A 25,683-nucleotide genomic window follows, 5' to 3' on the forward strand; every position below is an offset into this window, starting at 1 on the left:
TACATAGTTAATCTAAGGAGGAAACCCACTATGGCAATTACTGCACAAATGGTTAAAGAACTTCGTGAAAAAACTGGCGCTGGAATGATGGACTGTAAAAAAGCGTTAACAGAAACTGATGGAGATATGGACAAAGCAATTGACTTTTTACGTGAAAAAGGAATTGCGAAAGCAGCTAAGAAAGCTGACCGTATCGCAGCAGAAGGTACTACTTACATTGCGAGCGAAGGAAACACTGCAATTATTCTTGAAGTAAATGCAGAAACAGATTTCGTTGCGAAAAACGAAAACTTCCAAAACCTTGTAAAAGAATTATCTGACCACTTACTTGCTAACAAACCAGCTTCTGTTGAGGAAGCTCATGAGCAAAAAATGACAAATGGTTCAACTGTAAGTGAATTCATCAATGCTGCTATCGCTAAAATCGGAGAAAAAATCACTCTGCGTCGTTTTGAAATCCGTACTAAAGATGATAACGCTGCTTTCGGTGAATACCTGCACATGGGTGGCCGTATCGCTGTTCTAACAGTGGTTGAAGGCACTACAGATGCTAATGTTGCGAAAGACGTTGCTATGCACGCTGCAGCATTAAATCCTAAATATGTTTCACGTGATCAGGTTTCTGCTGAAGAAGTAGAGCGTGAGCGTGAAGTACTTAAGCAACAAGCATTAAATGAAGGAAAACCTGAAAACATCGTTGAAAAAATGGTGGAAGGTCGCCTTGGGAAATACTTCGAGGATATCTGTATCTTAGATCAAACATTCGTTAAGAATCCAGATCAAAAAGTACGTCAATACCTTGAAGCAAATAAAGCTACTTTAACTGACTTCACCCGTTACGAAGTAGGAGAAGGTCTTGAGAAGCGTCAAGAAAACTTCGCTGAAGAAGTAATGAACCAAGTAAACAAATAAGATCAGCTAAAGTTAAACATCTATAAGTAGGGAACACCTAGCGTGTTCCCTATTTTTCAAGAAAAATTCTATTTTATGGAGGTTCCCATGGGCGTTCCAAAATACAAACGTGTCGTTCTGAAACTTAGTGGAGAAGCATTAGCAGGTGATGATGGCTTCGGAATCAATCCTTCTGTCATTAAAAATGTTGCAGAAGAAGTAAAAGAAATTGCTGAACTTGATGTTGAAGTGGCAGTTGTAGTTGGTGGAGGTAATATCTGGCGTGGTAAGATAGGTAGTGAAATGGGCATGGATCGTGCATCTGCAGACTATATGGGGATGCTTGCTACCGTTATGAACTCTTTAGCCCTTCAAGACAGCCTTGAACAGCTGGGTATTGAAACAAGAGTTCAAACATCGATTGACATGCGTCAGGTGGCAGAGCCTTATATTAGACGAAGAGCGATCCGCCACTTAGAGAAGAAACGTGTTGTGATTTTTGCAGCAGGTACTGGAAATCCTTACTTCTCGACAGATACAACTGCCGCACTTAGAGCAGCTGAAATCGAAGCAGAAGTGATCCTTATGGCTAAGAACAACGTAGATGGAGTATATTCAGCAGATCCTAAGAAGGACGAAACGGCTGTTAAATATGAAGAACTTTCCTATCTAGATGTTCTGAAAGAAGGTTTAGCTGTAATGGATTCAACAGCTTCTTCCCTTTGTATGGACAATGATATTCCACTTATTGTATTCTCTATTATGGAGGATGGGAATATTAAGAGAGCCATCACTGGTGAGAATATAGGTACAATCGTTAGGGGGAAATCATAATGCCAAATACGATCATTGCAAATGCAAAAGAAAGAATGACAAAAGCAATTCAAACATTTTCTCGTGAGTTAGCAAGTATCCGTGCCGGTAGAGCTAACGCATCACTACTTGATAAGATCACAGTTGATTATTACGGTGCACCTACACCTGTGAATCAATTAGCGGGAATTTCCATTCCAGAGGCTCGTATGCTTGTAATCCAACCTTATGACAAATCTGCTTTAGGTGATATTGAGAAGGCGATTTTGAAATCAGATCTTGGAATTACACCTACCAGTGATGGGAATATTATCCGAATCGTAGTTCCTGCCTTAACGGAAGAACGTCGTAAAGAACTCGTGAAGCTTGTGAAAAGAGAAGCTGAAGATGCAAAAGTGGCGATTCGTAACATCCGTCGTGATGCAAATGACGATCTTAAGAAGAAAGAAAAGAGCGGAGACATAACAGAAGATGATCTTCGTGGATACTCTGATGATGTTCAAAAAGCAACAGACGAGAGCATCGTCAAGATCGATGGCATTGCCAAAGATAAAGAACAAGAAATGTTAGAAGTTTAATGATCATATTCTAATCCTAAGGGACTGACCTATAAGTGAACTCATATTCCTTATGGGACAGTCCCTTTGTTTATGCTTGTTTAGAGTATGCGTAATGATAGCAAGCTTCTCGTATTCTCTGATAGAACGTTTATATTAGTTGTGATGGGGCGGAACAACTTCGTATAAAACGTTCAAGATACCTATATGAATATACATAATCTATTTTCTTGAAGATATCTTCCTTATTTTTTGATATGATAGTAAGGGTAAATATTTTTTGGATTGTTGGTGGAGGATTTTTTATGCTAAACAAGCTTAAGCAATGGAAACGACAGCAAACTTCCGAGGAAGTGGATGATCGATTTCAAGAATTAATAAAACACCCTATTCCGGGTCATATAGCAATTATTATGGATGGTAATGGACGATGGGCCAAAAAAAGGGCATTGCCCAGAGTGGCCGGACACCATGAAGGCATGAAATGTGTGCGGAGAATCACTAAATTGGCAAACGAACTAGGTGTAGAGGCCTTAACACTCTATGCTTTTTCAACTGAGAACTGGAAACGCCCAAAAATGGAAGTTGAGTTTCTGATGAAGTTGCCAGAGGAATTTCTAGGAACTTTTCTGCCTGAATTGGTAGAAGAAAATGTTCAAGTTAAAATGATGGGTTCTCCTGATGCACTGCCGAACCATACGAAGAAAGCCGTCACGAAAGCGATGGAAGCTACGAAGCATAATAACGGACTAATATTAAACTTTGCTTTAAATTATGGCAGCCGCTCAGAAATTATAGATTCCATGAAGCATGTCTTAAAAGATGTTCAGAATGGAATACTAGATGAGAACCAATTAAATGAAGAAGTGTTTTCGAGTTACTTGATGACGAAAGATTTAAAAGATCCAGACCTGCTTATTCGAACGAGTGGAGAAATCCGCTTAAGTAACTTTATGCTATGGCAATTAGCTTATACAGAGTTCTTTTTTACAGACGTACTGTGGCCGGATTTCGGCAAAGAGCATTTAATAGAAGCAATTGAAGCATATCAAGGTCGTTCAAGAAGATTTGGTGGGTTACAAAGCGAGGAATCCTAATGAAACAAAGAATTATTACAGCAGTGGTAGCTGCAGCGATATTTTTACCGATCATCATTTTTGGTGAAACACCATTTATTATTTTAATGTATCTTATTGCTTCAATCAGTTTATATGAGGCATTAAAGATGAGGGGGCAATGGATTTTTACCATTCCTGGTTTATTATCTCTGGCCCTTTTGTGGGTTTTCTTGATCCCAACCGATGCAATTGGGATCATAGCTGACTTTGGCTATTCCAAAATTGAAATGGCTTTTCTTGCCGTGCTGCTCTTTTTAACATATACAGTGGCAACCAAGAACCGTTACACATTCGATGATGTGGCATTTGCTCTATTAAGCATTTTATATGTAGGGATTGGATTCTATTACTTCATGGAGATCCGTTTGGATGAAGGAGTACAGTTTGTTTTCTATGCTTTATTTATTATATGGGCGACAGACTCAGGTGCTTATTTCATCGGAAGAGCGATGGGGAAAAAGAAGCTATGGCCTGAAATCAGTCCGAATAAAACCATTGAAGGTTTTGTAGGTGGGATCATTTGTGCCATCGTAGTCGGTGTCATCATGACATTCTTCACAGATCTTGATATGTCCATTCCCAAACTCATTATCGTGACTGGGATTCTTTCTGTCTTTGGACAAGTGGGAGACTTAGTCGAATCTGCCTTGAAAAGACATTACAAAGTAAAAGATTCTGGTCATTTATTACCTGGACATGGTGGAATGCTTGATCGTTTTGATAGTTTATTATTTGTATTTCCCCTTCTTCACTTTCTTTTATAAAAAAGGTAGAAGGCTTCTAGCGGGAGGAGTGTAGTATTGAAAAAGATCAGCTTAATGGGGGCTACGGGTTCTATTGGAACACAATCCCTTGATGTAATTCGGGAGCATCCTGAAGAATTCAAACTGACAGCTATGTCTGTTGGCAGAAATATAGAAGAAGCAAGAAAAGTGATTGGAGAATTCAATCCTCAGTTGGTTTCTGTTCAGAATAAAGAAGATGCTGAATTATTAGCCAAAGAGGTACCTTCTTCCATTAAGGTCCTGTATGGGGAAGAAGGTCTTGTGGAGGTGGCCTGTCATCAGGAAGCTGACATACTCGTTAATGCAGTGCTGGGAAGTGTGGGACTCTATCCTACACTGCAGGCCATAGAGGCAGGAAAAATGATAGCCATCGCCAATAAGGAAACTCTTGTAACAGCTGGACACCTGGTGATGGAAGCGGCCCGGAAAAAGGGCAGCACTCTATTACCTGTTGATAGTGAACATTCTGCTATCTTCCAGGCTCTCCAGGGAGAACAAGATAAGAACATTGAAAAATTGATCATTACAGCTTCCGGGGGCAGCTTTAGAGACCGTACGAGAGAAGAATTAGTTGGTGTCACGGTTAAAGAGGCTCTGAATCATCCTAACTGGTCAATGGGAGCGAAGATCACCATCGACTCTGCTTCTATGATGAACAAGGGATTAGAGGTTATTGAAGCACATTGGTTATTTGATATTCCTTATGATCAAATTGATGTTGTACAACATAGGGAAAGCATCATCCACTCGATGATTCAATTCCATGATTCATCTGTGATGGCTCAATTGGGGACACCTGATATGCGTGTGCCGATTCAATATGCTTTAACATATCCGGACAGGTTTCGAAGACCAGGTAATAGATTGGACTTAGTTGAAATGGGTAAGCTTCATTTTGAGAAAATGGATTTAAATCGATTCCGATGTCTGGCATTTGCATATGAAGCTGGTCGGATTGGCGGTAGTATGACAACTGTTTTAAATGCTGCAAATGAAGCGGCTGTTGCCTTGTTCCTGGATAATAAAATATCATTCCTTGATATTGAAACGTATATTGAAAAGGCCTTGAATTCCCATCAAGTGATACATAGACCTGACCTTGAAACCATACATGAGATTGATCAACAGACTCGACAACTCGTTTCAAGTTGGTTGTAGAGTACTTGGGCATGTTTACATGATCTGTAACGTAGTATGATAGTGGACGTGTTTGCCTGGACTTTAAACATTTAGATCTGTTACCGACAGGTTATAAAAAAGGTGGTTTTTTATTTGCAAACGGTGATTGCCTTTGTTGTTATTTTTGGAGCTTTAGTCTTTTTCCATGAGCTTGGACATTTAATTTTTGCTAAGCGTGCAGGCATCCTATGCCGTGAATTCGCCATTGGATTTGGTCCTAAAGTGTTTTCTTACAAAAAGGATGAAACAACCTATACGATTCGCTTACTGCCTCTTGGGGGCTTTGTGCGGATGGCCGGGGAAGATCCGGAAATGGTCGAGTTAAAGGCTGGACATCGGGTTGGTCTTGTACTCGATCAGGATGAAAATATAAGAAAAATTGTCTTGAATAACAAAGATCGATATCCGAACATTCGTGTCATTGAAGTAGAAGAAGCAGATTTAGAGCATAGACTACATATTCGTGGATACGAGGAAGATGAGGAGGAACTGAAAACCTTCTCGATCTCCAGGGATGCCGTGTTCATTGAAGATGGAGTGGAAACACAAATTGCACCTTGGGATCGGCAATTTGCGTCTAAATCTCTGCCTCAAAGAGCCATGGCCATTTTTGCAGGCCCTCTTTTTAACTTTATTCTAGCCTTCTTCATTTTCATCCTTGTGGGTCTATTGCAAGGGGTTCCAACGAATGATCCCGTTCTGGGCGAACTGACAGAAGACGGGGCAGCCAAAGAAGCTGGCCTTCAGGAAAATGACGTTGTTTTAAGTATAGACGGTAAAGAGATTTCAACATGGGAAGATATTGTTACAATCATACAGAAACACCCAGGGGATGAGCTGAGATTTAATGTGGATCGTAATGGCTCTAACACTGAGATTCCTGTCACACCTAAGCCTCAAGAAATAGAAGGGGAAGAAATAGGGATCATTGGAGTTCATAGCCCTGTTGAAAAGTCCCCTCTCAAAGTGGTGACCAATAGTGCACAACAAACCTATGAATGGACCAAAATGATTTTTGTTCTACTAGGAAAGCTTGTGTCCGGTGAGTTCTCAATCGATGCTTTATCAGGACCGGTCGGAATCTATCAGTCAACAGATGTTGTGGCTAAATCAGGTATATACTACCTGATGAGATGGGCGGCCATCTTAAGTATCAACCTGGGTATTATGAACCTTCTGCCAATCCCTGCCCTAGACGGAGGCAGACTTCTTTTCTTCGCTGTTGAAGCGGTAAGAGGAAAGCCGGTGGATCGCCAAATGGAAGGAATGGTCCATTTTGTCGGGTTTGCCCTCCTCATGGTTCTGATGCTCGTTGTTACATGGAATGACATTCAACGATTTTTCTTATAAAATTTAACGTATGAATCATGAACAGGCAGTTTCTCCCTCCAGAATAAAAAAATGAGGGTGTTACTGCCTGTTAATTTAAGATAAAATAGTGAGAAGGAAATTCCCACACTACATAAATAATTTATATGGTAACTGAGGTGCTAATAGATGAAGCAACGTAATACATTCATCCCTACACTTAGAGAAACTCCGGCTGATGCAGAAATTAAGAGCCATCAGCTTCTCTTGCGTGCAGGATTTATAAGACAAAATGCCAGTGGTATTTATAGCTTTTTGCCATTGGGGAATAAAGTTTTAAAAAAAGTAGAAGAGATTATTCGTGAAGAACTGGATGCAGCGGGGGCTGTCGAAATGCTTATGCCTGCTCTTCAACCTTCTGAGCTCTGGAAAGAATCAGGACGTTGGGGAACGTATGGTCCAGAATTAATGCGAATGAATGATCGCCATGATCGCGAATTTGCCCTTGGAGCCACACATGAGGAAGTGATTACAAGTTTAGTCAGGGACGAAATTAAATCGTATAAGCGTCTGCCCCTTACGATGTATCAAATTCAGACTAAATTCCGTGATGAAAAGCGTCCACGTTTTGGTCTTCTTAGAGGAAGAGAGTTCATTATGAAGGATGCCTACTCATTTCATTCTTCCTTTGAAAGCCTGGACGAGACATACGATGCGTTATTTCAAGCGTATTCAAATATATTCAGCCGATGCGGGCTTAATTTCAGAGCAGTTATCGCCGACTCTGGAGCGATGGGTGGCAAGGATACGCATGAATTTATGGTGTTATCTGAAGTCGGAGAAGATACGATTGCATACTCCGATACATCCGATTATGCAGCGAATATAGAAATGGCAGAAGTGGTTGACTCCTATCAGAAATCGGATGAAGATATGCTTGATCTGGAAAAGGTTTCAACACCAGATAGTAAATCGATTGATGAAGTATCCTCTTTCCTATCCATGGAGAAAGCTCAGTGCATTAAGTCGCTGCTATTTAAAGTAGATGATGATTACGTACTGGTATTATCTCGTGGTGATCACGAAATTAATGATATTAAAGTGAAGAACCTTTTGAATGCAAGTGTGGTTGAATTAGCGACTGCAGAAGAAACGAAAGAGTTCATCGGATGTGAAATCGGATCGATTGGACCTTGCTCATTGGATAAAGAGGTAAGAGTTGTTGCCGATCACGCAGTTAAATACCTCCGCAACAGCGTTACCGGAGCAAACGAAGGAGGATACCATTTCATAAACGTGAATCCTGAACGTGATTTTGAGGTTTCTCAATATGCTGATCTTCGCTTTATTCAAGAAGGTGACCCTTCACCAGACGGAAATGGTAAGATCGTTTTCGCAAAAGGAATTGAAGTGGGACATGTATTCAAATTGGGGACAAGATATTCAGATGCTTTAGGTAGCTCATTCTTAGATGAAAATGGCCGATCTCAATCAATCATCATGGGCTGCTATGGCATTGGTGTATCACGTACCCTTGCAGCGGTTGCAGAGCAATTTAATGATGGTAATGGTCTGGTTTGGCCAACGAACCTTTCACCTTATGACCTTCACTTAATTCCAATTAATATGAAGGATGACGCACAGGCAAAACTCGCAAACGAATTATATGACTCATTAAAGGAAAATCGTTATGATGTATTAATGGATGACCGGGCTGAGCGTCCAGGTGTTAAATTCGCCGATTCAGACCTGATAGGACTTCCTATTCGTATAACAGTCGGGAAGAAAGCAGGGGAAGGCATCGTTGAAATAAAAGTAAGAAAATCAGGAGATATGCTGGAAGTGCACAAAGACGAGCTTCTACCAAAGCTCCAAGAACTATTCAAGACTCTTTCTTAAACATAAAAGGGCTCGACTTTGAAGGAGGCAATCCTTAGCTGTCAGCCCTTTTTCTACTGTAAATAACACGATTAGAAATGGGGGAAAAGAATCATGGAAGAAAAGCCCCTGGGCAAAAGAGAAAGGTTCCAACTGTTGCTAAAGCAATTAGGGTTAACAGAGGATGCCTTTGTAAAGTACTTTCAAAACGCTGAAATTGAAAAACTAGCGGTGTTTCGCAAGGAGAAGAAGTGGCATTTTTACTTTACTTTTGAGGAGATCATTCCGTGTAACGTGTGGAGTAAATTCTCAATTTCACTGCAAACATCCTTTAAACATATTGCAAACGTGGGATTTACCATTAAAGTGTTGAATACCCAAATCACAGAACAGCATATTTTAGATTATTGGCAGGACTGTGTGAAAGAAATCCAAGGGATATCACCGCCATTATTAAAATTATTAAATACTCAAAAGCCAAAAATCAATGGAAACAAAATCATTGTTCAGGCATCCAATGATACAGAAGCAACTCAGTTAAAGAGAAAATATGGTGACATGATCACCTCTACCTTCGAGAACTTCGGCTTCCCTAAACTGGTTCTGGATGCAGAAGTTAGTCAGGTCGAGGAACAGAGCAATGAGTATGAGAAATTTTTAGAAGAAAAGCTTAAAGAAGATCAAGAAAGAGCGAAACAGGCTCTTATTGAAATGGAAAAGGCTGAAAAAGAGGAAGCAAGTGATGCACCTAGTGGTCCATTCATGCTTGGTCTTACAATTAAAGATGATGCTGACTTCCGGAAGATTGAAGAAATTTACGATGAGGAACGAAGAATCGCTATCGAAGGATATGTCTTTGATTGTGAAACACGTGAATTACGAAGCGGTCGTACATTACTAACGTTTAAAGTAACTGATTACTCCAGTTCGATCCTGGTCAAAATGTTCTCGAGGGATAAAGAGGACGCTGCAATTATGAACATTATGAAAAAAGGTATGTGGGTTCGATGCCGTGGAAGTATTCAAAATGATACGTTCGTGCGTGACCTTGTGATGATTGCCAATGATGTAAACGAAATCAAACCTGTTCTGAGACTTGATACAGCCCCTGCCGATGAGAAAAGGGTAGAGCTTCACATGCACACACCCATGAGTCAGATGGATGCTGTATCTTCCGTATCAAGTTTAGTGTCTCAAGCAAAAAAATGGGGTCATAAAGCGGTTGCCATCACAGATCATGCCGTTGCACAATCGTTCCCTGAGGCGTATAGCGCAAGCAAGAAGAACGATATTAAACTGCTATATGGAGTAGAGGCTAATCTTGTAGATGATGGAGTACCAATTGCCTATAACGACCGGGATCTTCCTTTAGAAGATAGTACATTTATTGTCTTTGACGTTGAGACGACTGGACTTTCGGCAGTTTACGATACCGTCATTGAACTTGCCGCGGTGAAAATCAAGAATGGTGAGGTCATTGATAAATTTGAATCGTTTGCCAACCCTCATCATCCATTATCCGCTACTACCATTGAATTAACGGGGATCACAGATGATATGGTGCAAACGGCACCTGAAATAAACGATGTTCTTCACGACTATCATAAATGGGTAGGAGAAGATATATTAGTTGCTCATAATGCTTCCTTTGATATGGGGTTCTTGAATGCAGGGTATCAGAAAGCAGGACTCCCTAAAGCGACTAACCCTGTCATCGATACGCTGGAGCTTGCCAGACTATTGTATCCTCAATTCAAAAACCATCGTTTAAATACGTTAGCCAAGAAATTTGATATTGAACTGACCCAGCATCACCGAGCCATATATGATGCGGAAACAACTGGATACCTGTTATTGAAAATGCTGAAAGATGCCGTCGAAAAAGGAATCACCAATCATAATCAATTCAATGATTATATGGGGAAAGGCGATGCGTACAAGCGGTCAAGACCATATCACTGTACACTGATTGCTCAAACGGAAGAAGGTTTAAAGAACCTTTATAAACTAGTATCCATATCTCACATGAATTATTTTTTCCGTGTCCCGCGCATTCCCCGATCTCAGCTTCAAAAATATCGCACGGGAATTCTTGTTGGTTCAGGCTGTGATAAGGGCGAAGTGTTCGAAGGGATGATGCAAAAAGGGAAAGAAGAAGTTGAGGAAACGGCTCAATTCTATGATTACCTGGAAGTTCATCCAAAAGAAGTATATCAGCATTTAATAGAGTTGGATTTGGTGCAAAGTCAGAAGAACCTAGAAGATATCATAAAAAACATTGTGGATCTTGGTAAGAAATTGAATAAGCCTGTAGTGGCTACCGGTAACGTACATTACTTAAATGAGAACGACAAGATTTACCGGAAGATTCTCGTCGGTTCTCAAGGCGGTGCGAATCCGTTAAACCGACATGAACTTCCTGATGTTCATTTTAGAACAACGAATGAGATGCTGGATGCATTCTCTTTCTTAGGGAAAGAAAAAGCGAAAGAAATTGTTGTGGATAACTCCAATAAAATAGCCGATCTCGTAGACGTAATTAAACCAATCAGAGATGATCTTTATACGCCTAAAATTGAAGGGGCAGATGAAGAAATGCGGCGCATGAGTTATTCCATGGCAAAAAACATTTACGGAGAAGAGCTTCCTGAAATTGTAGAAGCGAGGCTGGAAAAGGAATTAAAGAGTATTATAGGGCATGGATTCGCAGTCATCTATTTAATTTCACATAAGCTCGTGAAAAAGTCATTGGATGATGGGTACCTTGTAGGATCCCGTGGATCAGTAGGATCTTCTTTTGTAGCCACGATGACAGAAATAACGGAAGTAAATCCTTTACCTCCCCACTATGTATGTCCATCTTGCAAGAAATCTGAGTTCTTTGATGATGGATCGGTAGGGTCCGGGTTTGATTTGCCTAATAAAGATTGTCCTGAATGTGGAATTCCTTATAAAAAGGATGGTCATGATATTCCCTTTGAAACATTCCTTGGATTTAAAGGAGACAAAGTCCCTGATATCGATTTGAACTTTTCAGGTGAATATCAGCCTAATGCCCATAACTATACGAAGGTTTTGTTCGGTGAAGACAATGTTTATCGAGCGGGTACAATCGGTACAGTGGCAGAAAAGACCGCCTACGGGTATGTAAAAGGGTACGCGAATGACCATCAGCTGCAAATCCGCGGAGCGGAAATCGATCGATTGGTAAGCGGGTGTACCGGAGTAAAAAGGACAACTGGTCAGCATCCTGGAGGTATCATTGTAGTCCCTGACTATATGGATATCTACGATTTCTCCCCTATCCAATTTCCTGCTGACGATTCAAGCTCGGAATGGAAAACAACACATTTTGATTTCCATTCTATTCATGATAATCTCTTAAAGCTTGATATCCTGGGGCACGATGATCCAACCGTGATTCGCATGCTTCAAGATTTATCTGGTGTAGACCCTAAAACCATTCCAACAGATGATCCTGAAGTAATGAAAATCTTCAGTGGGACGGAATCGCTCGGAGTGACAGAAGAACAAATCATGTGTAAGACCGGGACGCTCGGAATCCCGGAATTTGGTACACGATTTGTTCGTCAAATGCTTGAGGATACGAAACCGACTACATTTTCTGAGCTTGTTCAAATATCAGGTCTTTCGCATGGTACTGATGTATGGCTTGGCAATGCGCAAGAGCTTATCCATAATAATATTTGTAATCTGAGCGAAGTAATCGGTTGTCGTGATGATATTATGGTCTATCTCATCTATCAAGGACTCGAGCCTTCACTTGCCTTTAAAATCATGGAATTTGTACGTAAAGGGAAGGGACTCCAGGATGAATGGGTAGAAGAGATGAAGAAGAATGGGGTACCGGACTGGTATATTGATTCTTGTTTGAAGATCAAATATATGTTCCCTAAAGCACATGCAGCTGCCTATGTATTAATGGCTGTTCGTATTGCTTACTTTAAAGTGCATCATGCTCTCTTGTACTATGCTGCTTACTTCACCGTTCGTGCAGAGGATTTCGATATTGAAGCCATGGTGAGGGGATCACAAGCCGTCAGAGCTAAGATAGAAGAAATCAACAGCAAAGGCCTGGATGCATCTCCGAAAGAAAAGAACACGTTAACAGTATTGGAGTTGGCCCTTGAAATGTGTGAACGGGGATACAAATTCCAAAAGGTAGATCTGTATCGTTCACAAGCGGCTGAATTTGTTATAGATGGAGATTCATTGATTCCGCCGTTCAACTCGATTCCCGGGCTCGGGACGAATGCGGCCATCAATATTGTGAATGCAAGACAAGATGGCGAGTTTCTCTCTAAAGAGGATCTTCAACAAAGAGGTCGCGTCTCCAAGACAATTATCGAGTACCTGGATAATCACGGCTGCTTGGAAGCCTTGCCGGATAAGAACCAACTATCTCTATTCTAAGCTGATACCATGGGAATTGTTTGCATAAAAATGTTGATTATGGTATATTTTTATTGGAAATACTAAAGATAGCTCTAAAGGTAGAAGAGTGGGGTCGCACCCCACTCTTTCGTTATTACATGGAGATTTTTTGAACTATCATTTCTAGTCTTGGTGCAAGATTTTCATATAGACCAGGAGGTAAGTATGAGCAAAATAACAACACTTGTAGAAGAACTTGTTACACCAATCTTAGACGACATGTCTTTAGAACTCATTGACATGGAATATGTGAAAGAAGGTTCCAATTGGTTTCTTCGCGTATTTATTGACAAGGATTCAGGTGTGGACATTGAAGAATGCGGAATAGTAAGTGAAAGACTTAGTGAAAAGTTGGATGAAATTGACCCAATTCCTCATAATTACTTTTTAGAAGTTTCTTCACCGGGCGCTGAACGTCCTTTAAAGAAAGAAAAGGACTTTGAGAAGGCCATCGGCAAAAACGTTTATGTGAAAACATATGAGCCGTTGAACGGTGAAAAGGCCTTCGAAGGCACACTTCTTTCCTATACTTCAGACCAATTAGCATTGGAAGTAACCATTAAGACTCGAAAAAAGAAGGTTGAAATTCCAACAGATAAGATAGCTATCGCACGATTAGCTGTTACATTTTCATAGGAACTAACCGCACTATAAAGGGGGATGAAACCACCATGAGCACTCAGTTATTAGATGCTCTTACTGTTTTAGAGAAAGAGAAAGGCATTGCAAGAGATGTCATCATTGAAGCAATTGAAGCTGCACTTGTGTCGGCTTATAAACGAAATTTTAACCAAGCACAAAATGTCCGTGTAGACCTTAACCTTGAAACGGGTACGATGAGAGTCTTCGCTCGTAAAGAAGTTGTAGACGAAGTATTTGATTCCCGCCTTGAGATTTCTGTCGAGGACGCCGGGGAAATCAACCCTAGCTATGAGGTTGGAGACGTTGTTGAGTTGGAGGTTACACCAAAGGACTTTGGCCGAATCGCTGCCCAAACGGCTAAACAGGTTGTGACTCAACGAGTAAGAGAAGCTGAAAGAGGAATTATCTATTCCGAATTCGTGGATCGCGAAGAAGATATCATGACAGGTATCGTTCAACGTCAGGACAATCGCTTTATCTATGTGGCATTAGGTAAGATTGAGGCACTTTTACCTGTGAGTGAGCAGATGCCCAATGAAACTTATAAACCTCATGATCGCATTAAAGTGTTTATCACAAAGGTTGAGAAGACGACAAAAGGTCCTCAAATCTTTGTTTCAAGAACACACCCCGGATTACTGAAACGTTTATTTGAAATCGAAGTTCCTGAAATCTTTGATGGAACGGTAGAAATCAAATCTGTTGCACGTGAAGCCGGTGACCGATCTAAAATCTCTGTTCATGCAGAAAATTCAGAGGTAGACCCCGTTGGTGCTTGTGTAGGAACCAAGGGTGCGCGTGTGCAAGCAATTGTAAACGAATTAAAAGGTGAAAAAATTGACATCGTTCAATGGTCAGAAGATCCTGTAACATTCGTAGCCAATGCACTGAGTCCATCTAAAGTGCTGGATGTACAGGTAAATGAAGAAGATAAAGCAACAAGGGTAGTTGTTCCGGATTATCAACTTTCACTTGCAATCGGTAAACGTGGTCAAAACGCTCGCCTTGCAGCGAAATTGACAAACTGGAAGATTGATATCAAGAGTGAAACAGATGCACGTGAACTGGGATTATATCCTCGTGAAGATGCCTTCCTGCCTCAGGATGAAGAGGAAGAGTATGATAACGAACCTTTAAATATTGATTTCGAAAATCAAGATTAAGAGGTGACCAAGATGGGTGTAAATAAGAAGGTACCATTGCGTAAATGTGTAGCAACGGGTGAAATGAAACCTAAGAAAGAAATGATCCGGATTGTCCGCTCGAAAGAAGGGGAGGTTTCCATCGATCCTACCGGTAAGAAATCAGGACGGGGAGCTTATCTTTCAAAGGATAAAGACGTCATTTTACAAGCTAAAAAGAAAAATACTTTAGCCAATCAATTACAAGCGAAAATAGATGAATCTCTTTACGATGAATTGATTAGCCTTGTGGAGAAGGAGTAACGTTTAGCGTATGAACCAAAATCGTTGGATGTCACTTTTAGGATTGGCGAATCGGGCACGTAAGATTATTTCAGGTGAAGAGCTTGTTATTAAAGAAGTTCGTAATGGACGAGCAAAACTTGTCATTCTTTCCAAAGATGCTTCTGCTAATACGTACAAGAAAATCACGGACAAATGTAATTCCTACAATGTCCCGGTTAGTTTGGTGGATAGCAGAAATGATTTAGGTCAGGCCATTGGAAAAGAAGCCAGGGTAGTGGTGGCTATAATGGATGCAGGCTTTGCCGGGAAATTATCCGAACTGCTCGATGAATCTCAGTGGGGGTGAACATATGAGCAAGACGCGTGTTTATGAATATGCAAAAAAATACAATGTTTCAAGCAAAGATGTTATCGGGAAATTAAAGCAACTGAATATTGAGGTATCAAACCATATGGCAACTATAGAAGACGACGCAGTAACAAAATTAGACGCGATGTACAAAGGGAATTCCGGCAGTCAAGGGAATAAACCTGGCCAAAAGGATTCAAAGGCAAGTGCATCAAAGTCAGAAGAAGCTCCTAACAAGGAAAAAGTAAAATCAGCACCGAAAAGTCGTGAAGGAAAAAAACACGAACAACAGCACCAGTCAAAGGAGAAGAAGGTCTTCAATAATAACAACAACAAAAACAAAAATAACAAACAAAATAAGCAAAATAAAAATTTCAAACAGGCTCCACAGCAACAGCAGCCTGCCAAGAAAAAGGAACTACCTTCAAAAATCACTTTCTCTGAGTCATTAACGGTTTCAGAGCTTGCGAAAAAGCTTCACAAAGAGCCATCTGAAATCATTAAAAAACTATTCATGCTTGGTGTAATGGCAACAATCAACCAAGAGTTGGATAAAGACTCGATTGAGCTGATTGCAGGAGAATATGGAGTGGAAGTAGAGGAAGAGATCAAAGTAGATGCTACTGATCTTGAAGTATACTTCACTGAAGATACACAAGAGCAAGTAGAAGAGCGTCCTTCAGTTGTGACAATCATGGGTCACGTTGACCATGGTAAAACGACGCTGCTTGATTCTATCCGTAACACGAAAGTAACGGCAGGAGAAGCTGGAGGGATCACTCAGCATATCGGTGCTTATCAAGTAGAAGTAGATGGAAAGAAAATCACATTCCTTGATACTCCTGGACATGCTGCCTTCACAACAATGCGTGCCCGCGGTGCTCAAGTAACGGATATTGCGATCATCGTTGTAGCTGCTGATGATGGTGTCATGCCTCAAACAGTTGAAGCAATCAACCATGCGAAAGCTGCTGAAGTTCCGATTATCATTGCCGTTAATAAAATGGATAAGGAAGCTGCAAATCCAGATCGTGTAATGCAAGAACTGACTGAATACGAATTGGTTCCTGAAGCGTGGGGTGGGGACACAATCTTCGTTCCGCTATCTGCATTATCTGGTGAAGGTATCGATAATTTACTTGAAATGATCGTCCTTGTAAGTGAAGTGGAAGAGCTTCAAGCGAATCCAAATCGTCTTGCACAAGGTACAGTGATTGAGGCACAATTAGACAAAGGCCGAGGATCTGTAGCGACTTTACTTGTTCAAAACGGTACTTTAAAAGTTGGAGATCCAATCGTTGTAGGAAACACGTTCGGTCGTGTGCGTGCAATGGTCAATGATCTTGGTCGCCGTGTGAAAGAAGCAGGTCCATCTGCCCCTGTTGAAATCACAGGTTTAAATGATGTTCCTCAAGCAGGAGATCGATTCGTTGTATTTGAAGACGAGAAGACGGCTCGTTCTGTTGGTGAAGCTCGTGCATCTCAAGCTCTGCAAGCACAGCGTGGAGAGAAGTCTAAAGTAAGTCTTGAAAACCTGTTTGAACAAATGAAACAAGGTGAAATGAAGGACCTGAACCTTGTTCTTAAAGCAGACGTTCAAGGTTCAGTAGAAGCTCTTGCAGCTTCATTGCTGAAAATTGAAGTTGAAGGTGTAAATATTCGTATCATCCATACTGGTGTGGGAGCGATTAACGAATCAGATATTACACTGGCAGCAGCGTCCAACGCCATTGTTATAGGTTTTAATGTTCGTCCTGATGTAAATGCGAAACGTACGGCTGATACCGAGGGAGTAGAAATTCGATTACACCGTATTATCTATAAGGTAATGGAGGAAATTGAAGCTGCTATGCAAGGGATGCTGGACCCTGAATTCGAAGAAAAAATCATTGGTCAAGCAGAAGTTCGTCAAACATTTAAAGTGTCTAAAGTTGGTACGATTGCGGGAAGCTATGTAACAGAAGGTAAAATTTCTCGCGACAGCGGCGTTCGTCTGATTCGTGATGGAATTGTTATCTTTGAAGGTGAACTCGATGCCCTTAAACGCTTTAAGGATGATGCGAAAGACGTAGCCAAAGGCTACGAATGTGGTATTACGATTAAGAACTTTAATGATGTGAAAGAAGGCGACGTTATCGAAGCCTTCATCATGGAGGAAATTACACGTAAATGATCACGTATGTTGAATGTGAGTGTATGATTTATGATTCTCACTCTTTAAAAGAAAAGCGGGCGGTCCTGCAGAGGGTCTTGTCACGCCTCAAACAAAAATTTAATGTATCTGTCTCTGAAATCGGCCATCAGGATGTATGGCAACGAACCAGGATTGCCATGGTCACCGTCGCTTCTTCTAAAGGAGCCAGTGAAAGAGAAATTGAGCATGCATTGAAATTCATTGATTCTTTTCCAGAGTGGGAGAGACTGGAGACCCAAATCGAGTCGTTATAGAGAGTTGCTTATGTTCCAACATATAACTATTAACGATATATAAGAGGTGATATTGATGAGCCATCGTGCGAATCGTGTTGGCGAGCAAATGAAGAAAGAGCTCAGCGATATTATCGGACGAAAAATAAAGGATCCACGCATTGGCTTTGTAACGGTTACAGATGTGCAGGTAACTGGAGATTTACAACAGGCAAAAGTGTATATTACCGTTCTGGGTGGAGAAGACCAAAGAGAAAACACGCTTAAAGGTCTGGCGAAGGCAAAAGGGTTCATCCGTTCTGAAGTAGGACAGCGAATCCGTCTCCGCAAAACACCTGAAATTATTTTTGAGTTTGATGAATCGATTGATTATGGTAATCATATTGAATCTTTATTAAGAAAAGTTCAAGATGAACCAGAAGAGTCTAAAGATACAGAAGAGTAACTAGAAAGGGCTGATCCGGACGGAAGTACAATTCCAATGGATCGGTCCTTTTGTTTTCTATTTGTGAAATACAGAATGTATATCAGTGGAGGTAGTAAGATGAATGGAATCCTGCCCTTATGGAAGCCTCGCGGCATGACGTCCCATGATTGTGTATTTAAATTAAGAAAGCTCCTTAGAACGAAAAAGGTTGGCCATACAGGTACCCTTGATCCAGAGGTTTCTGGCGTACTGCCTATTTGTATTGGAAGGGCAACGAAGATAGCTGAATACATTACAGCATCAGGAAAAACCTATGAAGGGGAAGTCACTCTCGGTTTTTCGACTACTACGGAAGATGCCTGGGGTGAGCTCGTGGAAGAAAAGAAGGTGGACCGCACGATTACTAGGGCAGAGGTTGAGGAGATACTCCGAAGTTTAACAGGCGACATTGTTCAAACGCCTCCAATGTTTTCGGCGGTAAAGGTAAATGGCAAACGGTTATATGAATATGCAAGGCTTGGGATAGAAGTAGACAGACCATCAAGAACTGTTCATATCCATAATCTTCAATTACTGGAGAATTGGAATGAATTAGACAGTGATGATCCATCTTTTACTTTTGAAGTAGTTTGTGGCAAAGGGACCTATGTGAGAACCCTTGCAGTTGAAATTGGAAAAAGACTTGGATATCCAGCTCATATGTCCGCCCTTACCCGTACGCAATCAGCTAGTTTTAGAAAAGAGGACTGTTATACCTTAGAAGATGTAAAAGAGTTTGTTGAAAATGAAAACCCAAAGGGACTTCTTCTCCCGTTGGAAATGGGACTTTCTCATTTGCCGAAAATGGCAATTAGTGATACATTAGCAGAGAAAGTGAAGAACGGAGCACGCTTAGAAGAGCCTGAGGATTGGCCAGAAAGCAAAGAGGTAGTGATGGAGTACCATGGCAAGGTCATTGCCATCTATCAGCGTCATCCGGACAAACCTGGGATTATCAAGCCTGTTAAGGTGCTTTTCAACGACTAGTGAAAAAGGTGAAATACTGTGAAAGTAATAACTGTACATCATCCCCATTCAATTAGTAAGAATGATTTTCCTCCCCTTGTAATGGCTCTTGGATACTTCGATGGAGTACATAGAGGACATCAAAGGGTCATCACGACAGCAGTAAAAAAAGCGAAGGAACTCAATGTGAGTAGTGCGGTCATGACATTTGATCCCCATCCTTCAGTTGTACTGGGTCATAAACACAAACATATTCACTACATAACTCCTCTGGAAGATAAGAAAGAAATCATAGAGGAGCTGGGAGTAGATTATTTATTTATTGTTCGTTTTACATCAGAATTTGCAAGTCTGATTCCCCAGGACTTTGTTGATCAATATATTATTGGACTCAATGCACTGCATGTAGTAGCAGGATTCGATTACTCATATGGAAGGTTGGGAAAAGGGACGATGGAAACTCTTCCATTCCACTCCAGGGATATGTTTACATCCACTACAATTTCGAAATTGACAGACGATGATTTGAAAGTAAGTTCAACCTTAATAAGAGGAAGCCTCAAAGATGGGGACGTAAAGAAGGTTCATCAACTCCTGGGGAGACCGTTTAAAATGAAAGGGACAGTCATACACGGAGATAAGAGAGGCAGAAAAATAGGCTTTCCTACTGCCAATATTGAATTAGCCGACGACTATCTGACTCCTAAAGTGGGAGTGTATGCTGTTAAAATGAAAATTCATGATAAATGGTTTGATGGTGTATGTAATATTGGATACAAGCCCACTTTTAAAAATCCTGATGAATACTCTCTATCAATTGAAGTTCATATTTTTGATTTTCATGCTTCAATATATGGCGAAGAAGTGTATATCGAATGGTATGAAAGAATTAGAGATGAACAGAAATTTTCCGGGATAGAGGAATTAATCTCCCAAATTCAAAAAGATAAAGACAAAGCGATTCACTACTTTTCGGAAATTTGAGGATTATACTTGATTTTTGTTGAAAATAGTAGTATTCTAAATAGCGTATGAAATGAACCTTTGCTTGGCATCACGATTCACCAACGGCTGCTCAGTAACAGGGGATTTGAAAGAAATTATTAGGAGGTGAAAAGGATGGCTATCACTAAAGAGCGTAAAAACGAACTTATCAGTGAATACAAAGTACATGAGAACGATACTGGATCTCCAGAAGTTCAAATTGCTGTCCTAACTGAAGAAATTAACAACCTGAACGATCACTTACGCGTTCACAAGAAAGACCACCACTCTCGTCGCGGTCTTCTAAAAATGGTAGGTCACCGTCGTAATCTTCTATCTTACCTACGTAAGAAAGATGTACAACGCTACCGTGAGTTAATTAACAAATTAGGTTTACGTCGATAAACAGACAAAGGAAGCGGGATTATTTCCCGCTTTTTCTTTAGCTTTCATAAGTGGAAATCTTTGTATGATTCGCCACTTCTTTTTAAACATTTTCTTCATTTTAAGTATTCAATTTTATCGTTTTTGTCTAAAATACATAATATGTACATAAATGTTGAGGCCAGGCCTACTTGCGAAGATTAAGGATCTGCCGAACGTCCTATATTTACATAGTCACTTATGTGATTCATTCAAACGAATATAACAGCGCAAATGTGCATGATATAGATTATTTAAGTTTTATCCGGGTTGGGTACAGACCGAACCCTTTAGTGATATATAAAGAGAGGGGTACACTTTATGGAACAAACTAAACAAACCTTTTCCATTGAATGGGCCGGAAGAGAATTAACGGTCGAAGTTGGTCAATTTGCCAAACAAGCGAATGGAGCGGTAATGGTACGCTATGGAGATACTGCGGTACTGAGCAGTGCCACAGCTTCTAAAGAACCAAAACCTTTGGATTTCTTTCCGTTAACTGTAAATTATGAAGAAAGATTATATGCGGTGGGTAAAATTCCCGGAGGATTTATTAAACGTGAAGGACGCCCTAGTGAGAAAGCGATCCTTGCGAGCCGTTTGATCGACCGTCCTATTCGTCCACTGTTCGCTGATGGATTCCGTAATGAAGTACAAGTAATCAGTATAGTGATGAGTGTAGACCAAAACTGTTCATCTGAAATGGCAGCTATGTTTGGATCTTCACTAGCACTATCTGTTTCTGATATCCCGTTTGAGGGCCCAATTGCTGGGGTCATTGTTGGTTTGATTGATGGAGAATTCATCATTAACCCTTCAGTAGAGCAACTTGAAAAGAGCGAAATCCATTTATCTGTAGCTGGTACTAAAGATGCTATCAACATGGTTGAAGCAGGTGCAGACGAAGTACCGGAAGAGACAATGCTTGAGGCAATCATGTTTGGTCATGAAGAAATTAAGCGTTTAGTTGCTTTCCAAGAGGAAATCGTCGCTAAAGTCGGTAAAGAAAAATCAGAAATTCAACTTGTGGAATTGGATCAAGACATCGAAGCAGAGGTTCGTTCATTATGTGAAAGTGAACTGATTCCAGCGATTCAAGTTCAAGAAAAACATGCTCGTGAAGAAGCAATTAAAGCAGTAAAGAATAAAGTGATGGCTGTATATGAAGAAGAGAAGGAAGCCGATGAAGCTACCCTGAAGCAAGTGAAGAAAGTGTTAGACAAGCTTGTGAAAAATGAAGTCCGTCGCTTGATTACTGAAGATAAAGTCCGTCCTGATGGCCGTAAAGTTGACGAAATCCGTCCACTTTCTTCAGAGGTTGGATTACTGCCTAGAACACATGGTTCGGGACTATTCACACGTGGACAAACTCAAGCACTAAGCATTTGTACATTAGGGGCTCTGGGAGATGTTCAGGTTCTTGATGGTTTAGGAATTGAAGAATCAAAACGATTCATGCATCATTATAATTTCCCTCAATTCAGTGTAGGGGAAACAGGACCAATCAGAGGACCGGGCCGTCGTGAAATTGGACATGGAGCACTGGGAGAAAAAGCTCTGGATCCAATTATTCCAAACGAAAAAGACTTCCCTTATACAATCCGTCTTGTATCGGAAGTACTTGAATCAAACGGTTCAACTTCTCAAGCAAGCATTTGTGCAAGTACCCTCGCGATGATGGATGCCGGTGTTCCTATTAAAGCACCTGTAGCCGGGATTGCAATGGGTCTGATCAAGTCTGGTGAAAACTACTCCATCTTAACGGACATTCAAGGAATGGAAGATCACCTTGGTGACATGGACTTTAAAGTAGCAGGGACTTCTAAGGGTGTAACCGCTCTTCAAATGGATATCAAAATTGATGGGTTATCTCGAGAGATTCTTGAAGAAGCACTTCAACAAGCCAAAAAAGGAAGAATGCAGATTCTTGATAGCATGCTAGCAACAATCGGTGAAGCAAGAACGAGCCTTTCTCAATACGCTCCGAAAATCTTAACCATGCATATTAATCCTGATAAGATCCGTGATGTTATTGGACCAAGTGGTAAACAAATCAATAAAATCATCGACGAAACAGGCGTTAAGATTGATATTGAGCAGGACGGCACAATCTTTATCTCATCTACTGATGAAGAGATGAACAAAGTGGCCAAGAAAACAATCGAAGATATCGTAAGAGAAGTTGAAGCTGGACAAATGTACCTTGGTAAAGTAAAACGAATTGAAAAATTCGGTGCATTTGTAGAAATCTTCAGTGGTAAAGATGGACTTGTCCACATTTCTGAACTTGCAGAAGAGCGTATTCGCAAAGTTGAAGATGTGGTAGCGATCGGCGATGAGATCCTTGTTAAGGTTCTGGATATCGATAACCAGGGAAGAGTCAACTTGTCAAGAAAAGCCGTTCTTAAAGAGCAGCGCGAAAAGGAAGAACAAAACCAGGCATAATCTTTTAAGATTGGCAGGCTGTCCTGTAAGGAGCAAACTCTCCTCCGGGATGGCTTTTTTTATCTTTGGTTGGCTGGAGGAGTATCATCCAGCTCCGGGGCTTAGAGGCTCGAGGTCATAAGTCAAAGATATCAAAAAGGCAAAAAACGCCTTTCCGATATCTTCGCCTTATGCTTGTCGCCTCTCGAGCAAAGCCCCTCCGCTTTTGTTCTACCTTTTCCCTTCCTAACATATGTTTTTAGGAGAAGGAAGGTGGACAGGTATGGAAAAAAGATACTTGATTGGAATTAGTCTCATTGCTATTCTGACTTTAGTAGTTGTTGAAAATCCGTTAACAGATCAGTATGTGACAGGACTAAAACAAGAATCACTAGAAGTAAATGGAATTAGCGAACCCAATGATCTAACTCGCAAAATAAAAGAAGAAGCAAAATTGAGAGAAATCCCAGCTCAAGATGCTGTAATAGATACAGTTTGGAAAGCTACACCAGGCTATAACGGTTTAAAAGTGGATGTAGAAGCGTCCCTTCAAAACATGAAAAAAGAGAAATCATTTGATGAAGATAAACTGATCTACAAACAGATCCCTCCTGAAAAGCATTTACCGGATTTGCCCGCATCTCCTGTATACAGAGGGAATCCAGATAAACCCATGGTTTCATTTATCATAAATGTAGCATGGGGAAATGAATATATTCCAGATATGCTTGCAACTTTGAAAAAGCATCAAGTGTATGCTACCTTCTTTTTAGAGGGGAGATGGGTTAAAAATAACCCGGACTTAGCAAAGATGATTGTTGATGCGGGACATGAAGTAGGTAATCATTCATATTCTCACCCGGATATGAAAACGTTGGAGTCAGCCAAAGTAAGGGAAGAATTGAAAAAGACGAATGAGATTATTGAGGTCACTACTGGTGAAAAAGTGAAGTGGTTTGCACCGCCTAGCGGAAGCTATCGTGATGAAGTTGTAAATATTGCAGACGAAATGCACATGAGAACAATAATGTGGAGTGTGGATACCATTGACTGGCAAAAACCACAGCCTCATGTGTTAGTGGAACGTGTGATGGGTAAGATGCATAAGGGAGCAATAGTTCTCATGCACCCTACAGCTTCTACAGCCAATTCATTAAATTCGTTAATCCTTCTAGTAAAAGAAAAAGATTTGAGACTGGGTACGATTTCAAGTCTGGTTAAAGAAGAGCGAATCGTAGAAGACGTCGATAATTCATCCCGGGCAAGGAAATAGTAAGGAGAAGCAGTAACTTTGCATCATGAATAGGAGGAAGTTTTTTTGATAAAGAAATATACTTGCCAAAATGGACTACGAATCGTGCTGGAAGAAATTCCGCATGTTCGCTCAGTAGCGATAGGGGTCTGGATTGCAACAGGCTCACGAAATGAAACGGAACAAAATAATGGTATTTCCCATTTTCTGGAGCATATGTTTTTCAAAGGGACTAAAACAAAAACAGCACGTGAAATTGCAGAGTCCTTTGATAGCATTGGCGGACAAGTAAATGCATTTACTTCAAAGGAATACACCTGCTACTATGCAAAGGTTTTGGACAATCATGCAGATTATGCACTACATACACTTTCTGACATGTTCTTTAATTCTACCTATGTAGAAGAGGAATTGAATAAGGAAAAAAATGTAGTGTATGAAGAAATTAAAATGTATGAGGATACGCCGGACGATATCGTTCATGACCTGCTCAGCAAGGCAGTCTATGAAGAGCATCCCCTTGGCTATCCGATTCTGGGAACGGAAGAAACCCTGAACTCATTCAATCAAGCTAAATTAAAGGAATATATGCATGACATGTACACACCAGAGCAAGTAGTGGTCTCTGTGGCAGGAAATGTAGATGAAACTTTTATCAAAGAAGTAGAGAAGCTATTCGGATCTTATGAAGGCGGTAAAGGACCTGAGGACCGTGTTAAGCCTGCCTTTCACAACAATAAGCTTGCCCGTAAAAAAGATACAGAACAAGCTCATTTATGCTTAGGATTTGACGGTCTGCAGATTGGGCATCCAGACATCTATAACCTGATTGTATTAAACAACGTGTTAGGTGGCAGTATGTCATCCCGTCTGTTTCAGGAGGTTCGAGAGCAAAGAGGACTTGCTTACTCCGTATTTTCATATCACTCCGCTTATGAAGATAGTGGAATGGTAACCATCTATGGAGGGACAGGGGCAAATCAGTTAGATCAGTTATTCGATACAATCGACAGTACCCTGCAAGCCTTAAAAGCTGATGGTATAACCTCTAAAGAATTACTTAACAGCAAAGAGCAATTAAAGGGTAACCTTATGCTCAGCTTAGAAAGCACCAATAGCCGCATGAGTCGTAATGGTAAAAATGAGCTGTTACTAAAACGACACCGGACGCTTGATGAGATCGTCGAAGAAATCGACGGAGTTACGATGGATAAAGTGAATCAGTTGGCCCTGGACATCTTTAAAGATGATTATGCAATATCCCTCATCAGTCCCGATGGGAATCTTCCTCAAAATATGAGAAAATAACAGGAGAAAGCAGACTATTTTAGTCTGCTTT

Annotated in this window: 22 protein-coding genes; all 22 read left to right on the forward strand. The window is 40.7% G+C overall.

From position 1 onward, the window contains the following. The first annotated feature begins 30 nt into the window (after positions 1–30). The 22 genes from tsf to AAEM60_RS10165 all read left to right on the forward strand — a co-directional run bounded on the left by tsf (position 31) and on the right by AAEM60_RS10165 (position 25,652). On the forward strand, positions 31–912 hold the full coding sequence (gene tsf, locus AAEM60_RS10060) for a translation elongation factor Ts (protein ID WP_299740904.1): 882 nt from the start codon (positions 31–33) through the stop codon (positions 910–912). 87 nt (positions 913–999) lie between these two features. Next, positions 1,000–1,725, forward strand: coding sequence for a UMP kinase (pyrH, locus tag AAEM60_RS10065; protein ID WP_299740905.1), 726 nt, complete (start codon positions 1,000–1,002; stop codon positions 1,723–1,725). Continuing rightward, complete coding sequence (gene frr / locus AAEM60_RS10070; protein WP_299740907.1) at positions 1,725–2,282, forward strand: ribosome recycling factor; 558 nt, start codon at positions 1,725–1,727, stop codon at positions 2,280–2,282. Before pyrH ends, frr begins: the two co-directional genes overlap by 1 nt. Positions 2,283–2,566: 284 nt before the next feature. Continuing rightward, positions 2,567–3,358 carry an isoprenyl transferase gene (locus tag AAEM60_RS10075; protein WP_299740909.1) on the forward strand — a complete coding sequence of 264 codons (792 nt, stop codon included), beginning with the start codon at positions 2,567–2,569 and terminating at the stop codon, positions 3,356–3,358. Beyond that, positions 3,358–4,143, forward strand: coding sequence for a phosphatidate cytidylyltransferase (locus tag AAEM60_RS10080; protein ID WP_299740911.1), 786 nt, complete (start codon positions 3,358–3,360; stop codon positions 4,141–4,143). Before AAEM60_RS10075 ends, AAEM60_RS10080 begins: the two co-directional genes overlap by 1 nt. Positions 4,144–4,179: 36 nt before the next feature. Beyond that, on the forward strand, positions 4,180–5,322 hold the full coding sequence (locus AAEM60_RS10085) for a 1-deoxy-D-xylulose-5-phosphate reductoisomerase (protein WP_341357870.1): 1,143 nt from the start codon (positions 4,180–4,182) through the stop codon (positions 5,320–5,322). Between the two features lie 114 nt (positions 5,323–5,436). Further along, positions 5,437–6,693, forward strand: a complete 1,257-nt coding sequence (rseP, locus tag AAEM60_RS10090) for an RIP metalloprotease RseP (RefSeq protein ID WP_299740915.1) — start codon at positions 5,437–5,439, stop codon at positions 6,691–6,693. Between the two features lie 147 nt (positions 6,694–6,840). Beyond that, complete coding sequence (locus tag AAEM60_RS10095; protein ID WP_341357871.1) at positions 6,841–8,550, forward strand: proline--tRNA ligase; 1,710 nt, start codon at positions 6,841–6,843, stop codon at positions 8,548–8,550. Between the two features lie 93 nt (positions 8,551–8,643). Then, positions 8,644–12,963 (forward strand): PolC-type DNA polymerase III, encoded by a 4,320-nt coding sequence (locus AAEM60_RS10100; RefSeq protein WP_299740919.1) that lies wholly within the window; start codon positions 8,644–8,646, stop codon positions 12,961–12,963. Between the two features lie 186 nt (positions 12,964–13,149). Continuing rightward, entirely contained in the window at positions 13,150–13,620 is a 471-nt protein-coding gene (rimP, locus tag AAEM60_RS10105) for a ribosome maturation factor RimP (RefSeq protein ID WP_113968189.1), read from the forward strand. A gap of 35 nt (positions 13,621–13,655) precedes the next feature. Then, a complete protein-coding gene (nusA, locus tag AAEM60_RS10110) occupies positions 13,656–14,789 on the forward strand; it encodes a transcription termination factor NusA (RefSeq protein ID WP_299740924.1) in 1,134 nt (377 codons plus the stop codon). 12 nt (positions 14,790–14,801) lie between these two features. After that, positions 14,802–15,071 (forward strand): YlxR family protein, encoded by a 270-nt coding sequence (locus AAEM60_RS10115; protein ID WP_299740927.1) that lies wholly within the window; start codon positions 14,802–14,804, stop codon positions 15,069–15,071. Positions 15,072–15,081: 10 nt separating this feature from the next. Next, on the forward strand, positions 15,082–15,399 hold the full coding sequence (locus AAEM60_RS10120) for a YlxQ family RNA-binding protein (RefSeq protein WP_299740929.1): 318 nt from the start codon (positions 15,082–15,084) through the stop codon (positions 15,397–15,399). Positions 15,400–15,403: 4 nt separating this feature from the next. After that, the gene (gene infB, locus AAEM60_RS10125; RefSeq protein ID WP_299740931.1) at positions 15,404–17,575 is read left to right on the forward strand and encodes a translation initiation factor IF-2; all 2,172 of its coding nucleotides are present in this window, start codon (positions 15,404–15,406) and stop codon (positions 17,573–17,575) included. Next, positions 17,572–17,850, forward strand: coding sequence for a DUF503 family protein (locus AAEM60_RS10130; RefSeq protein WP_299740933.1), 279 nt, complete (start codon positions 17,572–17,574; stop codon positions 17,848–17,850). The genes infB and AAEM60_RS10130 overlap by 4 nt, the downstream gene beginning before the upstream one ends. A 55-nt stretch (positions 17,851–17,905) precedes the next feature. Continuing rightward, positions 17,906–18,274, forward strand: a complete 369-nt coding sequence (gene rbfA, locus AAEM60_RS10135; RefSeq protein ID WP_044337361.1) for a 30S ribosome-binding factor RbfA — start codon at positions 17,906–17,908, stop codon at positions 18,272–18,274. 99 nt (positions 18,275–18,373) lie between these two features. Further along, entirely contained in the window at positions 18,374–19,282 is a 909-nt protein-coding gene (truB, locus tag AAEM60_RS10140; protein ID WP_341357872.1) for a tRNA pseudouridine(55) synthase TruB, read from the forward strand. 18 nt (positions 19,283–19,300) lie between these two features. Next, the gene (gene ribF, locus AAEM60_RS10145) at positions 19,301–20,245 is read left to right on the forward strand and encodes a bifunctional riboflavin kinase/FAD synthetase (RefSeq protein WP_299740938.1); all 945 of its coding nucleotides are present in this window, start codon (positions 19,301–19,303) and stop codon (positions 20,243–20,245) included. Positions 20,246–20,380: 135 nt separating this feature from the next. After that, on the forward strand, positions 20,381–20,650 hold the full coding sequence (gene rpsO, locus AAEM60_RS10150) for a 30S ribosomal protein S15 (RefSeq protein ID WP_034760125.1): 270 nt from the start codon (positions 20,381–20,383) through the stop codon (positions 20,648–20,650). A 339-nt stretch (positions 20,651–20,989) separates the two neighbouring features. Continuing rightward, positions 20,990–23,113: a polyribonucleotide nucleotidyltransferase gene (gene pnp / locus AAEM60_RS10155; RefSeq protein WP_299740943.1), complete on the forward strand. Its 2,124-nt coding sequence runs from the start codon at positions 20,990–20,992 to the stop codon at positions 23,111–23,113. Positions 23,114–23,375: 262 nt separating this feature from the next. Next, the gene (locus AAEM60_RS10160; RefSeq protein WP_299740945.1) at positions 23,376–24,365 is read left to right on the forward strand and encodes a polysaccharide deacetylase family protein; all 990 of its coding nucleotides are present in this window, start codon (positions 23,376–23,378) and stop codon (positions 24,363–24,365) included. 45 nt (positions 24,366–24,410) lie between these two features. After that, positions 24,411–25,652 (forward strand): pitrilysin family protein, encoded by a 1,242-nt coding sequence (locus AAEM60_RS10165; RefSeq protein ID WP_299740947.1) that lies wholly within the window; start codon positions 24,411–24,413, stop codon positions 25,650–25,652. Positions 25,653–25,683: the final 31 nt, after the last annotated feature.

The organism is Rossellomorea sp. y25 (genome assembly GCF_038049935.1).
Classification (GTDB): Bacteria; Bacillota; Bacilli; order Bacillales; family Bacillaceae_B; genus Rossellomorea.

Coding starts and splice junctions, on each gene's coding strand:
- AAEM60_RS10160 (WP_299740945.1), top strand. CDS start 23,376: ATGGAAAAAAGATACTTGATTGGAATTAGTCTCATTGCTATTCTGACT.
- AAEM60_RS10130 (WP_299740933.1), top strand. CDS start 17,572: ATGATCACGTATGTTGAATGTGAGTGTATGATTTATGATTCTCACTCT.
- pyrH (WP_299740905.1), top strand. CDS start 1,000: ATGGGCGTTCCAAAATACAAACGTGTCGTTCTGAAACTTAGTGGAGAA.
- nusA (WP_299740924.1), top strand. CDS start 13,656: ATGAGCACTCAGTTATTAGATGCTCTTACTGTTTTAGAGAAAGAGAAA.
- rbfA (WP_044337361.1), top strand. CDS start 17,906: ATGAGCCATCGTGCGAATCGTGTTGGCGAGCAAATGAAGAAAGAGCTC.
- frr (WP_299740907.1), top strand. CDS start 1,725: ATGCCAAATACGATCATTGCAAATGCAAAAGAAAGAATGACAAAAGCA.
- AAEM60_RS10115 (WP_299740927.1), top strand. CDS start 14,802: ATGGGTGTAAATAAGAAGGTACCATTGCGTAAATGTGTAGCAACGGGT.
- tsf (WP_299740904.1), top strand. CDS start 31: ATGGCAATTACTGCACAAATGGTTAAAGAACTTCGTGAAAAAACTGGC.
- rpsO (WP_034760125.1), top strand. CDS start 20,381: ATGGCTATCACTAAAGAGCGTAAAAACGAACTTATCAGTGAATACAAA.
- AAEM60_RS10100 (WP_299740919.1), top strand. CDS start 8,644: ATGGAAGAAAAGCCCCTGGGCAAAAGAGAAAGGTTCCAACTGTTGCTA.
- AAEM60_RS10120 (WP_299740929.1), top strand. CDS start 15,082: ATGAACCAAAATCGTTGGATGTCACTTTTAGGATTGGCGAATCGGGCA.
- AAEM60_RS10075 (WP_299740909.1), top strand. CDS start 2,567: ATGCTAAACAAGCTTAAGCAATGGAAACGACAGCAAACTTCCGAGGAA.
- infB (WP_299740931.1), top strand. CDS start 15,404: ATGAGCAAGACGCGTGTTTATGAATATGCAAAAAAATACAATGTTTCA.
- AAEM60_RS10080 (WP_299740911.1), top strand. CDS start 3,358: ATGAAACAAAGAATTATTACAGCAGTGGTAGCTGCAGCGATATTTTTA.
- truB (WP_341357872.1), top strand. CDS start 18,374: ATGAATGGAATCCTGCCCTTATGGAAGCCTCGCGGCATGACGTCCCAT.
- pnp (WP_299740943.1), top strand. CDS start 20,990: ATGGAACAAACTAAACAAACCTTTTCCATTGAATGGGCCGGAAGAGAA.
- rimP (WP_113968189.1), top strand. CDS start 13,150: ATGAGCAAAATAACAACACTTGTAGAAGAACTTGTTACACCAATCTTA.
- AAEM60_RS10095 (WP_341357871.1), top strand. CDS start 6,841: ATGAAGCAACGTAATACATTCATCCCTACACTTAGAGAAACTCCGGCT.